We start from the raw sequence: 2,292 nt of genomic DNA, 5'->3' as shown, positions 1-2,292 counted from the left end.
CTTTCATGCCGCCCCACCGAGGGTCATCCACAGGTTCTGATCATTGCTCGTTCGTCGGAGACGGCAGCGTCTGGTCCTGGTACCGCGGAACCGGCGTGGGCCCCTATGCCTGCATGAGTGCCTTACTCGCGCTGGAGCGATTCGTTGACCATCTGTTTGAGAAGCTCGACATCCCCGCGCGGAGGATCCTCGAACTTCTGCTCACCGATTGTCACAACCTCGCTGTGCTCGGACTAATCGTCGGATTCCTCACCCGTCACCCGGACGCGATTGGGGACTTGCTCGACCCTTTCTTGGTCTCCCCCAGCATCTGGCACCTAGAAAGCGCGCGCGTCGCCAATGAACACGGGGGCCGAGCAAGGGATTCGGATGCGGACACACTCACGGGGTCCGACCAGCGGCGCTGGACGTTCCACGAGACTGTCGGCGGAATGGTCGTCAACGCTCGGGTAGCTGGTGACGAAGAACGCCTTGCCCGACTCAGTGCACTCGGCGAGAATCTCCTCGCAGCTGCCCAAGCCGGCCTGCAAGACACACAAGGTAACTTCACGGAGTATTTGGCGGTGATCGAAAGTTGGGCGGCCGAGTTTCGCATCGAGAATTACCGCCTCAGCACAAGCGGCAAGCACATCATGATCCAGTTCGAACGGCCCGAACCGATCGAGCAAATTCTGGCTCCTCGCAGCGCGGAGTTGCTGACAACCAACGTGCTCTACGGCTTTCAGAATCGCTACGGGCGCTTTAACGACAACCCCAACCAATGTCCTGTCGAAGACTTGGCCGAGGACCTCGCGACTGCACGCGAGATAGATGAAAACTCAAGCGCTCCTGCAGATTTCCTCTGGCCCGAGAATGGACCGGTCTCCGTCGCCGCTGCCGCGGTGCGCTCACACGGACTCGGTCTCGCGTCAATCGATGACTCCGACCTTCGTTGGGCAGTCGAAGCCACTTTGTTGGCTGCGGGGAATCCTCAGGTCGACGGGATGAGTTACCACGGATCGATGTTCGCGATGGGTGCCGATCGCGCAGCGGCGGCAGCTGTGCCTCTCTTGCTTTTGCCAGCGTTCGAGAACCTAGACCTTGACCGAGAGCGTGTTGACGACGCCCTGCGGGCTCTTGCGACCAGTCTCTTCGACGAAGTTCGTGCGATCTACGTGACGGGCTGCGCCCCCCTATGGGATGAACCGTGCCACCTCGACGCGATCACCGGCAAATGCCGACGACATTGGCCGGCTTGGGCAGCTGCGCTCGAAGGCCTCCACGATTGCCGGTTGGGCCCGTGGGACCAAGAGACTGAGCGTCGCGAACTCGATCCGCTGCTGCCGCCCTTCAACGAAACGCTGCCTACCGTCGCTGACGACGCGTTGCTAGTCAATCGGCTACGCATGCCACTGTCTTGCATGGTCGATGCTCGGCAGGTCTCGTGTGTGCGAGACGAGGTGACCGCTTTGTGGGCTCCCTTGTGGGGCGCCTACCGCCGCGGCCTCGCGCACTGGTGGGAAGAAGGATATGACCGTCACGAGACCAATCACGAACCGATCGCCCGCCGAATGATAGAGATCGCCTTGGATCACGACCGGGACTTAGTCAAGGCGTTCATTCAGACGCTCGCTTCAAGCTCGAAGGCGTTGCATCAATTGTTCGAGGGCTTCGCAGCGGTCTGCACCTACGACGACAAGACTCGATCGTTGATGCGCGAATTCTGGCCCTGGGCGCTGGCGGTTGCGCTCGATGCGGTAGGTGAGCGAACAAGCCTTAGAGCCGGGCACCATTCGTTCGACTACATGGTCGCCGCGTTGCTGCCCACTCCCAGGCCGCATTCTTGGGACCCCGACATCGACGGTACTTTCGCGAATGCCCGTCAGAATTGGATACAACCTGCTGACCTGGGAGACCTTGGCAGTCGGTGGCTAAGCCTCGCTCGATGGGAACCCAAAGCCATTGATGCCGTGATCAAGTTCGGCAAGAGCGCCCCGAGAGCATGGCAAACCTCCGTCGAACTGGACTGGATTGAGACTCTTGCCGGCGGCCGCTACGACCTGATCGCAAATCGCCTCTACTATCTAGAGGAATGGTTCGGTGACCTTCGTAGCTCTGGGCTAGTACTCGGCGAGGTCAAGACCAAGTATCACCGCATAGTCGACGGGCTGGCTGCCGCCGGGGACAGTGCAGCAGTCCGCCTCCAACTACTCGACGAGTAGTCGCTCAGCTCAGCAACACGGTACGTCTGCCCCTACACGAGGAATTGTCAATACCTGTGGATCGGGGTGTTTCAGGCGACCTCCGTTTCGG

General features: G+C 60.5%; 1 protein-coding gene. It reads left to right on the top strand.

From position 1 onward, the window contains the following. The first annotated feature begins 95 nt into the window (after nt 1-95). The gene (locus tag K6T84_RS23775) at nt 96-2,201 is read left to right on the top strand and encodes a hypothetical protein (protein WP_329786991.1); all 2,106 of its coding nucleotides are present in this window, start codon (nt 96-98) and stop codon (nt 2,199-2,201) included. The last annotated feature ends 91 nt before the right edge of the window (nt 2,202-2,292 follow it).

Origin of the sequence: Mycobacterium zoologicum, from assembly GCF_020181635.2 — a bacterium.
Lineage (GTDB): Bacteria > Actinomycetota > Actinomycetes > Mycobacteriales > Mycobacteriaceae > Mycobacterium > Mycobacterium zoologicum.
The sequence above is the reverse complement of the archived record's forward strand: the minus strand, read 5'-3'. Positions and strand labels throughout refer to the sequence as shown.